General features: G+C 45.9%; 9 protein-coding genes and 7 tRNA genes. 1 reads left to right on the top strand and 15 read right to left on the bottom strand.

The window, feature by feature from the left end:
* Positions 1–441 precede the first annotated feature (441 nt).
* The 8 genes from ectB to ppc form a co-directional block, all read right to left on the bottom strand.
* Positions 442–1725 carry a diaminobutyrate--2-oxoglutarate transaminase gene (ectB, locus tag NSQ38_RS09205; protein WP_339788679.1) on the bottom strand — a complete coding sequence of 428 codons (1284 nt, stop codon included), beginning with the start codon at positions 1723–1725 and terminating at the stop codon, positions 442–444.
* Positions 1726–3019: 1294 nt separating this feature from the next.
* Positions 3020–4852 carry a glutamine--fructose-6-phosphate transaminase (isomerizing) gene (glmS, locus tag NSQ38_RS09200; protein WP_076217241.1) on the bottom strand — a complete coding sequence of 611 codons (1833 nt, stop codon included), beginning with the start codon at positions 4850–4852 and terminating at the stop codon, positions 3020–3022.
* Between the two features lie 917 nt (positions 4853–5769).
* Entirely contained in the window at positions 5770–7110 is a 1341-nt protein-coding gene (gene glmM, locus NSQ38_RS09195; protein ID WP_338588636.1) for a phosphoglucosamine mutase, read from the bottom strand.
* 72 nt (positions 7111–7182) lie between these two features.
* Positions 7183–8676: a CdaR family protein gene (locus NSQ38_RS09190; RefSeq protein ID WP_339788676.1), complete on the bottom strand. Its 1494-nt coding sequence runs from the start codon at positions 8674–8676 to the stop codon at positions 7183–7185.
* A complete protein-coding gene (cdaA, locus tag NSQ38_RS09185) occupies positions 8669–9505 on the bottom strand; it encodes a diadenylate cyclase CdaA (protein WP_017692119.1) in 837 nt (278 codons plus the stop codon). The genes NSQ38_RS09190 and cdaA overlap by 8 nt, the downstream gene beginning before the upstream one ends.
* 313 nt (positions 9506–9818) lie before the next feature.
* Positions 9819–10433 (bottom strand): zf-HC2 domain-containing protein, encoded by a 615-nt coding sequence (locus NSQ38_RS09180; protein ID WP_036614042.1) that lies wholly within the window; start codon positions 10431–10433, stop codon positions 9819–9821.
* Positions 10434–10570: 137 nt separating this feature from the next.
* Positions 10571–11137 carry an RNA polymerase sigma factor SigW gene (sigW, locus tag NSQ38_RS09175; protein ID WP_017692117.1) on the bottom strand — a complete coding sequence of 189 codons (567 nt, stop codon included), beginning with the start codon at positions 11135–11137 and terminating at the stop codon, positions 10571–10573.
* A gap of 259 nt (positions 11138–11396) precedes the next feature.
* Complete coding sequence (ppc, locus tag NSQ38_RS09170; protein WP_339788674.1) at positions 11397–14189, bottom strand: phosphoenolpyruvate carboxylase; 2793 nt, start codon at positions 14187–14189, stop codon at positions 11397–11399.
* 577 nt (positions 14190–14766) lie between these two features.
* On the opposite strand from ppc, the gene NSQ38_RS09165 reads away from it, so the two are divergent.
* Entirely contained in the window at positions 14767–15102 is a 336-nt protein-coding gene (locus tag NSQ38_RS09165) for a WGxxGxxG family protein (RefSeq protein ID WP_338588639.1), read from the top strand.
* A gap of 233 nt (positions 15103–15335) precedes the next feature.
* On the opposite strand, the gene NSQ38_RS09160 is transcribed toward NSQ38_RS09165, so the two are convergent.
* The 7 genes from NSQ38_RS09160 to NSQ38_RS09130 all read right to left on the bottom strand — a co-directional run bounded on the left by NSQ38_RS09160 (position 15336) and on the right by NSQ38_RS09130 (position 15922).
* Positions 15336–15406 (bottom strand) — tRNA-Gly (locus NSQ38_RS09160).
* Between the two features lie 11 nt (positions 15407–15417).
* A tRNA-Pro gene (locus NSQ38_RS09155) sits at positions 15418–15491 on the bottom strand.
* A gap of 15 nt (positions 15492–15506) precedes the next feature.
* Positions 15507–15583, bottom strand: a tRNA-Arg gene (locus tag NSQ38_RS09150).
* A gap of 7 nt (positions 15584–15590) precedes the next feature.
* Positions 15591–15665, bottom strand: a tRNA-Gly gene (locus NSQ38_RS09145).
* Between the two features lie 10 nt (positions 15666–15675).
* Positions 15676–15756, bottom strand: a tRNA-Leu gene (locus NSQ38_RS09140).
* Positions 15757–15762: 6 nt separating this feature from the next.
* Positions 15763–15838 (bottom strand) — tRNA-Lys (locus NSQ38_RS09135).
* A gap of 9 nt (positions 15839–15847) precedes the next feature.
* Positions 15848–15922, bottom strand: a tRNA-Gln gene (locus NSQ38_RS09130).
* Positions 15923–15928: the final 6 nt, after the last annotated feature.

Raw genomic sequence — 15928 nt, 5'->3', positions numbered from 1 at the left:
ACAAGGAATGTACCTCCTGTCGATGTAAGGCTTGCCGCAGGGTTCCGGCCGTCCAGCAGGAAGTCGACCGTAATTCCTGATTTGGCACCCGAGCTGCCTTTGACGAAGCCTATGTTTAAGGGGTATTGATACACTCTATGTACGATTTGCTTATTCCCCCACAGCCCTGGTGTGGATAAGTAAAGATTCGGCTGCGGGGTAGTGAGCTTTTCCTGACGATTAAATTTAACGAGGGTACTGCATGAGACTCAAGGAACGCTCCGTATGGCACAAACGGGACTGCCCTTGGCGGAGAAGTCCATGTTGATTGACGTTACCGCAGGTAGCATGAGGAGAAAGTCTTCCACTGAGGTGAAAGCGCTACCTTAACATCAAGTCCGCACGCCCTCCGGAAGGCACTTTCGTGCCTCTTGCCGGGGGCGGCCATCGGCTTGGCCAAGCTTAGGTCGTAACTAGCAAATCCTTGGTCTCCTGAGAGATCACCTGCTGCATACTGGACTTGATAATGTCGCAGCCGGCAGCCAGATGCTCCATCGAGACGGTCAGCGGAGGCATGATCTTCAGCACACAGTCTCCTCTGCCAGCTCTTTCAATGATGAGCCCGTTGTCGAAGCTGATATCCGTCACCCGCTTCGCCCCGGCTTCATCCATGAACCCCGAGACGTCAATGCCCCAGATCAGGCCGAGTCCGCGGATGGCGATGGACGGATGCAGAGGCTTGATTTCTTGATCAAGGAACGAGCGCACAAACTCTTCCTTCTGTTTCACCTGAGCTTCCAGTTCGGTTCTGTCCCGGAACTCGAGAGCAGCCTTCGCGGCCACAAAAGCCAGCTGGTTGCCGCGGAAGGTGCCGTTGTGCTCGCCCGGCGTCCAGATATCCAGTTCGGGCTTCAGCAGCAGCAGGGACATTGGCAGGCCGTATCCGCTGATCGACTTCGACAGGGTAATGAGATCCGGCTCGATCCCCGCACGTTCGAAGGAGAAGAATTCGCCTGTCCGGCCGCATCCTACTTGAATCTCGTCTGTAATGAGCAGAATATCGTGTCTGCGGCAAAGCTTCTGCAGCTCGCGTAGCCACTGCGCGTCGACAACGTGAATTCCGCCTTCGGCTTGTACCGTTTCAAGCAGGATCGCGGCCGGCTTGTCGATTCCGGAGTGCGAATCAGTCAGGATATTCTCGATATAACCGAGCGTATCCATTTCTGCGAAAGCCCCGCTCGGGTGCGGCATGAACGTAACTCCGTCCAGAGGAAGCCCCGCCCCTTCTCTCATGGACTTGGAGCTTGTCGCCGACAGACTGCCGAGCGACATGCCGTGGAAGCCACCCATGAATGCAAATATTCCACTTCTCTTCTTCGCCTTGCGTGCGAGCTTCAGGGCCGCTTCCACCGCATTCGTCCCTGTTGGACCGCAGAATTGAAGCTTGTAATTCAGCTTCTTCGGCTCCAGGATCCGCTCCGAGAAGCTCTGGATGAATTCACGCTTGGCCATTGTATACATATCCAGACCGTGCATAATCCGGTCGGAGGTCAAGTAATCGAGAACCCGGTCTTTAATATAATCGTTGTTATGGCCGTAATTGAGTGCCCCGGCACCTGCAAAGAAATCAATATATGCTCTTCCGTCCTCAGAATATAAAAGGTCTCCCTTGGCCCGGTCGAATACCACCGGAAAGCTTCTGCAGTAAGATCTTACGTTGGATTCCAGCTTTTCAAAAATGCTCACTCACTTCATCCTCCATCGGAATTGGGATAAGGTTGGCTCCATCTTTCTGAACCTTCCTTTCTGAACCTTCTGACGTCATGGAGCAACATATTCTAGGCTGTCATTTTCCACAATTGTTGGTCCCCGCATGCCGGCTTGTTGGTTAGCCAGTATACTGGTCTTTCGCACACAGCTTGGATGGGTATAAAAAACCCTACAATTCCATTTATTAGAATAATAGGGAATAAGACCTAGGTTGAATTATAACAAAATTTACAAGAATGTATAGTGATTTTTTTGTTAAATATAGTCATTATATTGTTAAATTTGGTTCATAAAACATAATGTGTTAACAATCTTCGCTAAAAAGAGTGAATGGAGAAGAAACGTGGGAATGGTTTGGCATCAATCGAGGTGTTGACATTCAGCCATGGAATAGGATAAATTGGTATATATTCCCTGTAAGTATTCTTTGTCGGTGTTCCGATTCCTTGCACTTTGTAATAACTTAACATGATTACCTGACCAATTTCTGAAAGCCTGGCTGGAAACTGGCCGCAGCGTCCGCACGGATGGCAGCCGGCATAGTTTTGTATCACGCCTTCTTCTCTGCACCTCTGTTAGAGTAAAGGGCAAATATTTTCTGCTCCTCTTCATCAAACTGTACGTAAGGTTTTCCCTCATTTGCTTTCCGATGTCCTTCATTATTTACATGCAGATTACAATCGCGTTCTGAGTCCGAATTGAACGGACAATGATTTCATTTCGTGTAATATGCTCCTCCATCGAGCACGTTGACGCTTCTTGGCATACCATTTTGTGCGTAGCTGAAGGATGTACCAGTCACGTTTAGTCATCTTCCTTTATTGTTCAAATGATCTTTTATGCCCGACCCGCATCCTTCTTGGGGATATATTGACACTTTCGAGTTGCTAATTTTAATGACTTTATTTAAGAAGTTGATTACATTCGTGCACGAAGAGTATTTCAAATGTGAGAATTACAAAAAGATACTCTTCCTAAGGTACTCTATAATATGGGTGAGTTTTCGTTCAATGAATGACCGCAATTTGCAATGCACAAACACAAATAAGGTGGTTCTAATATTTTGAACCACCCTCCTGAAACATCAAAAAAGTCCTGATGACTTAGAGTCATCAGGACCATTATTTTGTTCATACTTTATTAGTTTACTAAATCTATTGATTAACCCATTATCCATGTCATTGGACAACAGTTAGTGTAATTCCATACTTTTGTTAATGGTTCTACACTTATTTATCACTAGACAATAAACTAATTTATACAGAATACCTTATTCAACCGTTACACTTTTCGCCAGGTTACGTGGTTTATCCACATCATGACCCAGTGCCAGGGAAGCATAGTATGCCAGCAATTGCAGCGCAACAACAGACAAAGCAGGGCTAAGCAGTGGCAACGTCTTAGGAATCGCAAACGCTTGGTCTACGGATTTCAGCAATGGTGCTACGTGCTCTTCGTACGTAATTGCCAATACATCTGCGCCACGTGCTTTTACTTCCTTAATGTTGCTCACTGTTTTCTCAAGTACATTCTCCTGCGTTGCCAGGGCAATAACAGGGATACCGTCTTCGATCAATGCAAGCGTACCGTGTTTCAACTCACCCGCAGCATACGCCTCGGAGTGAATATAAGAGATCTCTTTCAGCTTCAAAGATCCTTCTTGAGCTACTGCATAGTCAAGACCACGGCCAATGAAGAAGAGATGTTCATGTTTGGAGATTTGCTCTGCATATCCTTTGATTGCTTCGGCTTGCTCCAACATGGATTCCACTTGCTCAGGCAATGCTTGCATCGCTGCCAGCGTGTGTGCAATCTCTTCAGCAGATTGTGTACCACGAACTTGTGCAAGGTACAGACCAAGCAAGTTAAACGCGATCAACTGTGAAGTATACGCTTTGGTAGAAGCTACTGCAATTTCAGGACCTGCCAAAGTTGCGATAACATCATCTGCATCACGTGCAATGGAGCTACCCACTACGTTAGTGATTGCCAGTACATGTGCACCATTGGATTGTGCTTCACGCAATGCAGCAAGCGTATCGGCAGTTTCACCGGATTGGCTCACTACGATTACGAGTGTATCTTTGTGCACGATTGGGGAACGGTAACGGTACTCGGAAGCCACATCTGTTTCAACCGGAATACGTACCAATTGCTCAATCACTGTACGTCCAACCAGACCTGCATGGTACGCTGTACCACATGCAATGATTTGAACGTTACGGATATTTTTAATTTGTTCTTCAGTCATCTTCAACTCAGGAAGTTGAACTTTTTTACCTTCATTATCGATGCGACCCAGCATTGTATCACGATATGCTTTTGGTTGCTCATGAATTTCTTTCAGCATGAAGTGCTCAAATCCGCCTTTTTCTGCGGTTACAGCATCCCAATCGACACGAATCATTTCCCGAGAAATAAAGTTGCCTTCAATCGTCATCAATTCGACAGCATCATGTGTCAATACAGCCATTTCACCATCATTCAGAATGTACACGTTACGTGTATGTTCCAGAATTGCCGGGATGTCGGAACCAATGAAGTTCTCGCCTTCACCAATACCAATAATCAATGGACTTGCTTGACGCACAGCTACGAGTTTCTCAGGCTCATGCTCTGTCAATACACCCAATGCAAATGCGCCACGCAACAACGTGATCACTTTTTGTACTGTTTTGACGATATCACCATTGTATTCACGTGCGATCAGGTGAGAGATAACCTCAGTATCTGTCTCGGAAGTGAACGTGTGACCTTGAGCCATCAATTCGTCCTTCAGATCCAGGTAGTTCTCTATAATACCGTTATGCACAACAGAGAACTTCTGGCTTCCATCCGTGTGTGGATGAGAGTTCTCATCCGATGGTTTACCATGAGTTGCCCAACGTGTGTGTCCGATTCCGGCATTACCTACCAGTGGTGCACCATCCAGCTTGGCTTCAAGGTTCGCAAGGCGACCAAGAGCTTTCGTGATTTGCAGACCTTCGGGTGTGAATACCGCAATACCTGCAGAATCATAACCACGATACTCAAGTTTCTTCAACCCTTCAACCAATACCGATTGAGTGTTCTTATTACCAATATATCCAACAATACCGCACATAATTTATTTCCTCCGTTTGTATATGAATACTGTGTCACGAAGAGAAACAGGCAGAGGCGGCACATCGGAAAAATGAGTGATTGCCTAGCGTTTCATGAATACTTGGTACTTATTCAATTATCAATGATCAGAGCGACCTCGTGTCGCCCCGCAGTCATCATAAGCTGTTATGAATGCAATCATGAATGTACATCATTTTCCCGTCCGCGTACTGTTTACGCTCTTCACGCACATTCATTTTAATTTTAGTTTAACTCTTGCACCTGCACCGGCGCGTTGTGTGGACAGTCACCCATCCATTTTCCGCAATCCGGTTTACGGCTCTGGTGCTTCACCGGGAGGTCCCCGCCGAACAATCCGAACACCTCCACCTCGTCAGCTTGATTGCCGTTGATCTTAATCAGTCGTTCTTCAACCTAGAAGAAATCCTGATCAACATCATCCCGCGCAACTTCAAGCTCTGGCGCTTGTGTAACTGTAACCTTACGTTCCTCACTTTCTGTGTCTGAATGACGACTCCACTCATTATATGCACGTCAGGTCCATTTTGCAATGGAGCAAAGTACCTGTGACAATTTCAGCATATTTACCCACAATCCCGACCGGATAAACGGACCTATGGTCTCATCAGGCCGGGACGCAGGAATATTAAGAGGAAATTCAAAAAGTCCGCTTTTGATTACGAATCATGCCTATTGGCATAATCAGCATCGAATATGAAATTCAGCCGAAATGTCCGTTGTTCACGTAGTTTCCCTACGCTCCGCTACTCCATTTCTATCTTCATTCCATCTTCTCGGTACTGAAAACCAGACTTTTTGAACACGCACTATATGTCCTAAATCCTGTTATATCATACCCTTTATACACAACAATTCTCTTAAGAAAACCGTATGCACAAGGGATTGCTTCCAGTCTTATACCAGTTCTTTTTGCACTACATCTGCGATTTGAGACACAAATTGTTCAAGTTCGTCTTTATCTGGTCCTTCCGCCATAACACGGATCAGAGATTCAGTACCTGAAGCACGAACGAGTACACGTCCATTATCGCCGAGTTGTTGTTCTACTGTAGTAATGGCTTGCTCGATTGCAGCATTACCCTCGTATTTGCTCTTATCTTCAACACGCACATTCACCAGTACTTGTGGGTACTGGGTCATCAACGCTTTGAGCTCACTCAGTTTTTTACCGGAAGCCTTGAGTGTGTCCACGAGTTGAATCGCAGTCAACATACCGTCTCCGGTTGTATTGTAATCCAGGAAAATAACATGGCCAGATTGCTCTCCACCCAAGTTATAACCGCCGCGACGCATTTCCTCCATCACATAACGGTCACCCACTGCCGTTTTAGCTGTTTTCAGTGCAAGTTTCTCCGTTGCTTTATAGAATCCGATGTTACTCATAACGGTCGATACAACAGTACTGTCCTTCAACTTGCCTGCACGATTCATCGCATCACCGCAGATACACAAAATGAAGTCTCCATCCACCTCAGCGCCTGTCTCATCAATAGCAATCAGACGATCCGCATCCCCGTCAAAAGCAAGACCCAGATCTGCTTTATGTTTGAGCACTTCTTGTTTCAGGTTCTCTGGATGAGTTGATCCACATTGCTCATTGATATTCAGGCCGTTAGGTTCAGCGCCAATGGCAATGACTTCTGCACCAAGTTCACTGAACAATTTCGGTGCCAGCTCATAAGCTGCTCCGTTTGCACAGTCCAAAACAATTTTAAGACCAGAGAACGACTCATTTACTGTTGTTTTCAGGAAATCGAGGTAACGATAACGGGATTCTTCATCCGTCGTCACGGTACCCAGACCGCCACCAACTGGCCGTGGCAATTGATCTGTCTCCGCATCCATCAGCTCTTCAATCCGGTTCTCTGTTTCATCAGACAGCTTGAAGCCATCTCCACCAAAGAACTTAATTCCGTTATCCTCAACCGGATTGTGGGAAGCCGAGATCATCACGCCCGCGTCAGCTTTCAACAAACGTGAGATATACGCCACTCCCGGAGTGGATACAACGCCCAGACGAATCACATCAGCGCCAATGGACAACAGACCTGCAACAAGTGCGGATTCCAACATCAATCCCGAGATACGAGTATCCATGCCGATAACCACTTTTGGTCTTTCCACACCACCTGCAAGCACGTAACCACCACAACGTCCAATGCTGTAAGCCAGCTCTGCCGTTAACTCTTTATTGGCAACCCCTCTTACACCGTCTGTACCAAAATATTTACCCATGATTTAACTCCTTCTATTCGCATCATATACGAGCACTATTATTATTTTTTGAGAATTTTAAAATTAGAACGTTTACGGATTCGCGCCACTTTTACTGCCAGTACCGCTGTTATTATTATTTAAATTACCTCGACTGCTTGTGCTCCCCTGTTGGCCCTGATCCTGAGTATCCGTATTCGATTCCGTTTCTTCTTCATCAGGAACAGGCTCCGTTTCCCCGTTTTCGACCTCGGCTGGTGAAGGGTCAGGTGATACGGTTCCCTCGTCAGTCGGATCTTCGCTAGGAGTAGTTGCGGTGTCTTCAGTCTTTTCGCTAATTTTGACCGTTGCACTCAGAGCATTGGATGATTCATCCAGTTTGGCATAACGGGGCAGGTCGGCTTCAAGCTTGATCTCGTGCGTTCCGACCGCAAGTCCAGCAAGATCCCCGGTCAACGTGAGATCATCACTACTCAGACCCTCAAGCATACTTGCTGAGCCTGTAAGTGTAAGGTTCAGACCGCCGCTTCGAGGCGTAACCAGCGTCCCTTCCAGTCCATTCCCCGCACCAGTAAGTGTGATGGGCACGTTCGGAAAGACTTTGGTTGTCTCCTCTGCCTCGTCAAATGGTGATATGGTTACCTTGATCTGAATCGAACTAGGCTCGATTTTCTCAAAACCGGAAGGCGGCGTCAAGTCCACGTTAACTGTCGATGTACCCGACTGATCAAACTGTGTTAGATCAAGGGTTACTTGGTCGTAGGACTGTATACCCGCAAGCGCATCCTCTGATCCATAAACCGAGACTTCTTTCACGCTTGGCTCTACCGTGGAGAGTACCAGGCCTTCCGGAAGCTGTCCCGAATATTTGATTCTTAAGGGTACAGATGTATAGGGCTGATTGACCGGAACTCGGACTTCAACCGTTTGAGGCGTTATAATCGCATTTTCAAGGACCTTGCCTTCAGCATCGTATGCTTGAAGTTTCACTTTTTTCTGTATGACATCTTCCTTGGCATCTTTCACGTTCACACTGCCCTGGACCTTCGCTACAGCCTCGAGTTGCCCTTCAGGCAGAGTTACCTTAACCGGCGTCGAAGGTTCAATTACGGGCGTTCCAGCGCTGTATCCGGCGGATGGTTCCCCTTCGGATACAATATTCACATTGAAGGATTTGGTGCCCAATTTTTCTACATTCACCGTAACCATGGAAGGTTCCATGCTGACCACTTCTACCCCGGAAGGCAAATCAGGTACGAGTGGCAGTGTATTGGACCCATCTTTCACCTGACTCAGATCGACCAGTACCTTGTAATCGTCATTCGTAAAAATCGATGTTAGCATCGAGCGCTGTCCTTTGATCTCCAGCCGGACCTCATCCGTACTTAATGAAGTAAGCACATAGCTGTTGCTGTCTAATCCATAAGGTTGAACAGGAACCGTACGTTCCACAACCTTGTTGGTTGTCCCTGTTGTAATTGTAGGGGTGGTTGGTACTTCATCCAGATGAATCATGAACCAGAGCAGCAGGCTCACCGCAAGCGCAAGTATTTTGGCAAAGTTATTATTGTTAAACCATTTATCCATTGTTACGTCCTCCCTTCCGTTTCCAGAAGGTTGTCCAGCCATTCTTTTTCAGATTGGATGTAGGGCGCAACTCCTCATACAGTTTGGCAATCAGCGATTCTTCCTTAATATCACGAACGACCTGTCCATTCATTGCAAGTGACACTTGTCCTGTCTCCTCGGAGACAACCAAACAGATCGCATCTGCAACTTCGGTAATCCCGATTGCTGCACGGTGACGCGTTCCCAATTCCTTACTGATAAACGGATTCTCTGATAATGGCAAATAACAGGCTGCCGCCGATATCTGTTTCCCTTGTATAATGACGGCTCCATCATGGAGCGGTGTATTTGGAATAAAGATGTTAATCATCAGCTCCGAGCTGACCAGTGAGTGCATCTTAATGCCCGATTCCGTGTAATCGTTCAGACCCGTCTCACGTTCAAATACGACCAATGCGCCAATTTTACGCCGTGACAAATAATTAACAGACTTAATAATCTCACCAATTAACACCGTTAATTCTTCATCACTCGCTGCCGCTGAACGTCCAAACAGCTTACCGCGTCCCAATTGCTCCAGACCACGACGCAGTTCCGGCTGAAAGATAATGAACACCGCAACGACACCAAACGTAAACATCTGGTTCATTAACCATTTGAGCGTATACAGGTTTAGCCACGTACTTAATGCCCAGATCAGCACAAGGAACAGAATCCCTTTCAGGAGCTGAACTGCACGTGTCCCCCGCACAAGTAAAATCAGTTTGTACATAATATAGGTAACGATCAATATATCGATAACGTCCTTAATGGACTCTGTCCACGTTAAGTCAGCAAAATAATTCATAAGCCAGCCCCCGCTATCCCCATTGATGAGTAAACCCTGATCTCATATTAACCCATTAGGATTTTATATAATCCTTTGTCTCCGCATTTCTGCATCATTCGATTTGTGCAAAATGCGTATCTATATGTAGTAGTATGTTCTCTTTAGTATCTAGGTTATAACGTTAACGTTCAGGTTGCAAGTTACGGCAGTCTCAAACTGCACATAAACATCACATTTACCATTAATTACAAAGTTTCGTATAAAAAAAGAGTACCCCATGCAATCTGGAGGTACCCTGCTTGGTATATACCATTGAAGATTTTACCCTGTTCTAGCGATAAGCCACTTCATTTACCATATTGGTTATTTTGTACCAGAACCAGTCCAGCGCCTGATCAATACTTTTCACCTGACCAGAAATATGCGCCGTTGAAGCCTGAAACAGTTGTCCGTCGATAACCGTCAGATTGCCGTTCACATCACCATATACTTGTGCGGTTCCATTTTCTATCGTAAGATCGCCAGCAATAGACTTACCTTCAGGAACAATAACCGTGTTACCCTGAATCACGATCTGGTCCAGATTATTTCCCTTAACAACCATTTCGTTATTCTGATTCCAGAAATTCAAGGCGCTAAAGAGCATCACGACCAAAAAGAAGGCTGCCGCCGTCAGCGCGGGATGTCCTTTGACCCATTTGAGCCATGCTTGCTGTCTCTTGGGCTGGGGCAGAGCATTCATAATTCGATTGGTCAGCTCATCAGAGGCAGACGGTGAATAGTGTTTCATGGCAAAGAGTAGCATTTCCGTCTGTTCCAACTCTTTAAAGCGCATGCGACAATCCGGACAGATCACAAGGTGACTTTTCAGTTCAACCTTCTGGGCCGGGGACAACGACTCATCCAAACATTCATGCATTAAAGAGACGGCCGAGTTGCAATCCATATGAGAGCCAATCCTTTCTTAAATCACTTAGTCCATGTGCCATTAAAAAGCACGCATAAGACTTGCATACATTACATACGCATCCGTTTCGGATATGTTTCAAATAATTTCGCCCATAATTTAAAGGCTCTTAACATTTATAACTTATACTCCAATTTTTTACGTAGAAAATCACGGCCCCGATGAACGCGTGTCTTGATCGTTGTTACGGGCATACCTGTCACATCACTGATTTCCTGTAGCGACAAGTCCTGTAAATATCTCAGAATCATAACGGACTTATACTTGGCTGGCAAACTGTCAATGGCCTCACGAATGAGTGTCTGCGTTTCTGACAGGAGTGCTTCACTCTCCGGTGTACGATCATCACTCGGGAGCATCGCATAACCATCAGATCCTTCCTGATCATTCAGTTCAGCATCCAAAGAGTATGAAGGTTTCTTTCTGCGCAGTCGGTCAATACACAGATTCGTCGCGATCCGGTAGATCCAGGTTGAGAACTTCTGGTTCGGATCGTACTTCTCCATATTACGAAACACACGCAAAAACGTCTCCTGCACAACGTCTTCAGCTTCATGACGATTGTTCAGCATCCGGTATGCCAAATGAAATAGCTTGTCCTTATATAGTTCAACGATTTCTGCGAAGGCTCTCTGGTCGCCCTTGAGCACCAGTTTCACAAGCCTGTTCTCCAAATTGTCCACCCTTATTCCCCCAGACATGCTGATGGGTCTTCCGTCTTCTGATACCCGTCCACACTTGTAATTCACCAATCAAATCGTAAATCAACTTTGGTCAAAAATCAAGACTGTATGACAAATATCCGCCAAAAACAGTAAAAACGGGAACTCCCGCAGGAGTCCCGTTTCATCTCTCACTCCGTAGAGCAGAGAATGGAGCTTTTATTCAACAAAGTAATGGGTACTTTGTTACATATAATTATTCAATGCAGCAGTTCAATCATCAACCTGTGTTACGCAGTCCTGCAGCGATGCCATTGATGGTCAGCAACACTTCTCTGAGCAGTTCCGTATCATCCTCACCACGTTCACGCATATCTCTGAGCTCGCTCAGAAGTTGAACTTGCATGTAGGACAACGGATCTACATAAGGGTTACGAAGGCGAATGGACTCTTGAATAACCGGTACATCATCCAGAATTTCAGCTTCTCCGGTAATTTTCAGAATCAGATCTTTTGTGAGCTTGAATTCGGCTTCGATCTGACCGTATATGCGATCACGGGCTTCCTCGTTCGAAGTCATGGCTGAATATTCTTTGGCAATCACCAGATCTGCCTTGGCTACGGCCATCTGTACCGTATCAATTAATGTACGGAAGAATGGGAAGCTTGCATACATTTCTTTCAGGACAGCCAGATTTTCCTCTTTATCCTGATAGTAACTTTGCAATCCTGTTCCTGCCGCATACCATGCCGGAAGCAGATAACGACTTTGAGTCCAGGCGAATACCCAAGGGATCGCTCTCAGATCTTCAAACTTATCGCTATTTTTACGCTTGGATGGACGGGAACCAATATTCAGCTCACCAACCTCCGGAAGCGGCGTTGATTCTTTGAAGAAGGTAAAGAAGTCTGGATCACGGAAAATCAGATCCTGATATTTCGTCAGAGATACTTCCGAAATCTCTTTGATGATGCTGTCCCAATGACGTTCGGATGCTGACTCTTGCGGCTCAAGCCCATTAAGTGCTGCTGTGATTAGAGCCGAAGTTGCCTGCTCCAGACTGCGGTATGCAATCCCCTGAAGGGAATAACGGGAAGAAATAACCTCTCCCTGCTCCGTAATCTTGATGCCTCCACCAATCGTATGTGGTGGTTGAGCAAGAATACTGCGGTTGAGTGGCATGCCGCCACGTCCAAGAGCCCCGCCACGTCCATGGAAGAACTTCAGCTTAACGCCGTGTTCATTACCTACAGCCGTGATGGCATTCATTGCTACGCGCAGTTCCCAGTTGGCTGTAACCACGCCGCCATCCTTGTTACTATCTGAATAACCAAGCATGATTTCATGCAGTTCATTCCGCCCTTTTACGCTTGCGCGGTATACAGGAAGGTTGAACAGCTTCTCCATAATGTCCGAAGCCGCATGTAGATCATCAATCGTTTCAAACAGCGGTACCGCTTGAAGTGTAGATACAACATCACCGTTGTGACCTTTGGTGAATAAGCCCACTTCCTTGGCAAATACCATAACCTCCAGCAAATCACTTGCGCCCTGCGTCATACTGATCAGGTAACTTGTGATACAGCCGTTCCCAAATTCATTCTGGGCACGCTTAATGGTACGGAAGACATCCAGACACTCTTTGGTTCCCTCCGTGTATTGGTGATAAGGAGAAGTAAGCGGACGTGGATCATCCAGCAAACGAGCAAGCAGATCAATTTTACCGTCTTCAGTCAGACGCGCATAATCCTCTACAATGTTCATTTTAGCTAAAATTTCCGACATCGCATTTTCATGTTCCTTACTGTGCTGACGCACATCCAAAGCTGCGGTATGGAAACCAAACAATTCGACTTGACGAATCATTTTGCGAATGGTCGTATCTGCTACGTAATCTGCAAAATGATGGCGCAGACTTCGATCAATAATCATCAGTTCATCAATCAAATCCTGTGCGCTATGATAACGGTCAGGCTGACCTAATTTGTTCTCATCCAGTACATTGTTCAGCTTGGCAATCATATAGGCCAATTTGATGCGGTATGGCTCTTTTTCATTCCGCCAGATATCCACTTTTTTCAATGTAACAGATTTACGGTCCTGCTCAATCGACTGCACCAGCTCATCCGATACATGAATGATGTTTGTGCTGAAGCTGAGATGGCCCATAAGTTCAATCATAATCCGTTGGTATTCACGCAAAGCAAGCTTGCGTTGCATCAACAGCGTCTGCCATGTTACATCTGAAGTTACCGAAGGATTTCCATCCCGGTCTCCACCGATCCAGGAACCGAACCGCAAATACGTCGGCACATGCCAGTCATGGTCAGGATAAAATTTGTTCAGGCAGCGTTCCAGCTCCTGATATACATCCGGAAGTACGTGGAACAACGTTTCATGAAAGTAATACATCCCGTTCCGCACTTCATCGAGTACAGTCGGTTTGCGGTCGCGAAGTTCATCTGTCTGCCAGAGTGTAATAACTTCATTCAGCAGTTTCTCCCGCAACTGTTCACGTTCACGCAACGTCAGCGTAGGATTATCAAGTGACATGACGTCTTCGGATATCCGCTTGTGGATGTCCAGTATAACCCGGCGCATGGCTTCGGTTGGGTGAGCTGTCATAACGAGTTCCAACGACAAATCGTCGAGAATCTCTTCCACCTCTGTATGAGACAGTCCACGTTCCTTAAGATCCTGTACTGCTTTCTCAATCGATCCTGGCTGCACAGCGTCCCCTGCAGAACGTTCATAATCCCGTTTACGCCGGATCCGATGGTTTTGTTCAGCAATATTAACTAATTGAAAATAAATAGCGAAAGCCCGAATAACCTGATGACGATTGTCCGAGTCTAATTCCTGGATCATCGTTTTGAACTCTGCATAGAGTTCTGGCAGAAATTCTGCACGCAACGATTTGCTCGTTTCCCGAATCTTCTCAACGATATCTAGAAGCTCCGTGCCGCCTTGATGGACAAGAACTTCTCCGAGTATATTGCCCAGGAACCGCACGTCTCGCCGAAGCAGGTTGTTGGATTGGCTTTTGCTGGCGGTTACCATAGTTTCAGTCATGCTTATCCTCCCATCTGATCGTTCCATTCGTACACGTAAATTTGACACCTTCATAACATCATACAATAAAATGGTACGAAAATCTTTATTTTTCTACTAGAAAAAATGGGGATTATCCCCGATTTACAGCACAAAAACACGCTTTTTTATTCATTTTCTTGTTCTGCTTCAATTAATGGTCATATGCTGTCGCATGATACCTTTTTCACGTACTTTAAATAACTCAAATGTCTCATACCTATTCTAAAAAATTCATAAATATACAGTTCTTTTAGATATGATCCCATGTACCTGATCGTAAGGTTTAACCGCATAATTCCATTGTTTGAGAACAGATGATATACAAAGAAACATGACCGGCAAAGCAAGCTTTTGTATACTTTACCACAGTGACGCAATAAATTAAAGATGTAATTATAATTTTCTTCCCACTTCAGTCTGCTTATTAGGGGAGCTTCTTATGTACTTTGTTAATTCTCTGTAGTCAAAGGGATATCTTAACAGACCATTTTTACATATTGTCCTTGTCTTCTTGGGCAGATTAATTTATAGCTCTAACCAAAAAGGAGGAATTCAAATGATGAAGAAAGGTACAACAATTATTGCTTCCGTGCTTCTGGTGGCCGCGATGGCTGGCCCTGCTGCTGCAGATGGTCATATGTCCAAAGGAATGGATACAACCGGCTCACGTGTCCGGTCTTATCAGGACACCAACTACATGGATCGCACAAACACCAATCTGAATATGGATGGAAACTACCGCAACAATGGTGACTATCGTACCAATAGTGTTCGTGCAAACGCCACAACAACCGACCGTGACAACGGCATGGATTGGGGCTGGCTCGGTTTGCTGGGACTGCTTGGATTAGCTGGCATGCGTAGAAGAGTGACGGATCACAACGAACGTTAACTTGTACTCACGTCACGTTACAATAGCTGCTACGTCTTAGAAGCAACTCATCCACAGAGATACACAGAAGAGCCAAGACCCCTTTGCTATTGAGATAGGGAGGTCTTGGCTCTTTTTTAAGTAACCTATACTGTACTTTACATAAAATATCACATAAAATAACTGCTGATTCTTGCTTTAATATAAATAAAAAAGCCTCTGCAGATGCAAAGGCTCTTTCATTATGTCCTGTAAGCGGGTGATGGGAATCGAACCCACGCTATTAGCTTGGAAGGCTAAAGTTCTACCATTGAACTACACCCGCATAAATAAAAATCGGGATGACACGATTTGAACATGCGACCCCCTGGTCCCAAACCAGGTGCTCTACCAAGCTGAGCTACATCCCGATACTAAAAAAATAATGGCGCGCCCTGAGAGATTCGAACTCCCGGCCTTTTGATTCGTAGTCAAACGCTCTATCCAGCTGAGCTAAGGGCGCAAAATATTGGAGCGGAAGACGGGAATCGAACCCGCGACCCTCGCCTTGGCAAGGCGATGCTCTACCGCTGAGCCACTTCCGCAAATAAAGGATGCGCGTGGAGGGACTTGAACCCCCACGTCAAAGACGCTAGATCCTAAGTCTAGTGCGTCTGCCAATTCCGCCACACGCGCATATGATGGTGAGTCATGAAGGGCTCGAACCTTCGACACCCTGATTAAAAGTCAGGTGCTCTACCAACTGAGCTAATGACTCATACTAAAATGGCTGGGGATATAGGATTTGAACCTATGCATGACGGAGTCAAAGTCCGTTGCCTTACCGCTTGGCTAATCCCCAATAAAA

Origin of the sequence: Paenibacillus sp. FSL R7-0313, assembly GCF_037969885.1 — a bacterium.
Taxonomy (GTDB): domain Bacteria; phylum Bacillota; class Bacilli; order Paenibacillales; family Paenibacillaceae; genus Paenibacillus.
This window is presented reverse-complemented; position numbering and strand designations above follow the sequence as displayed.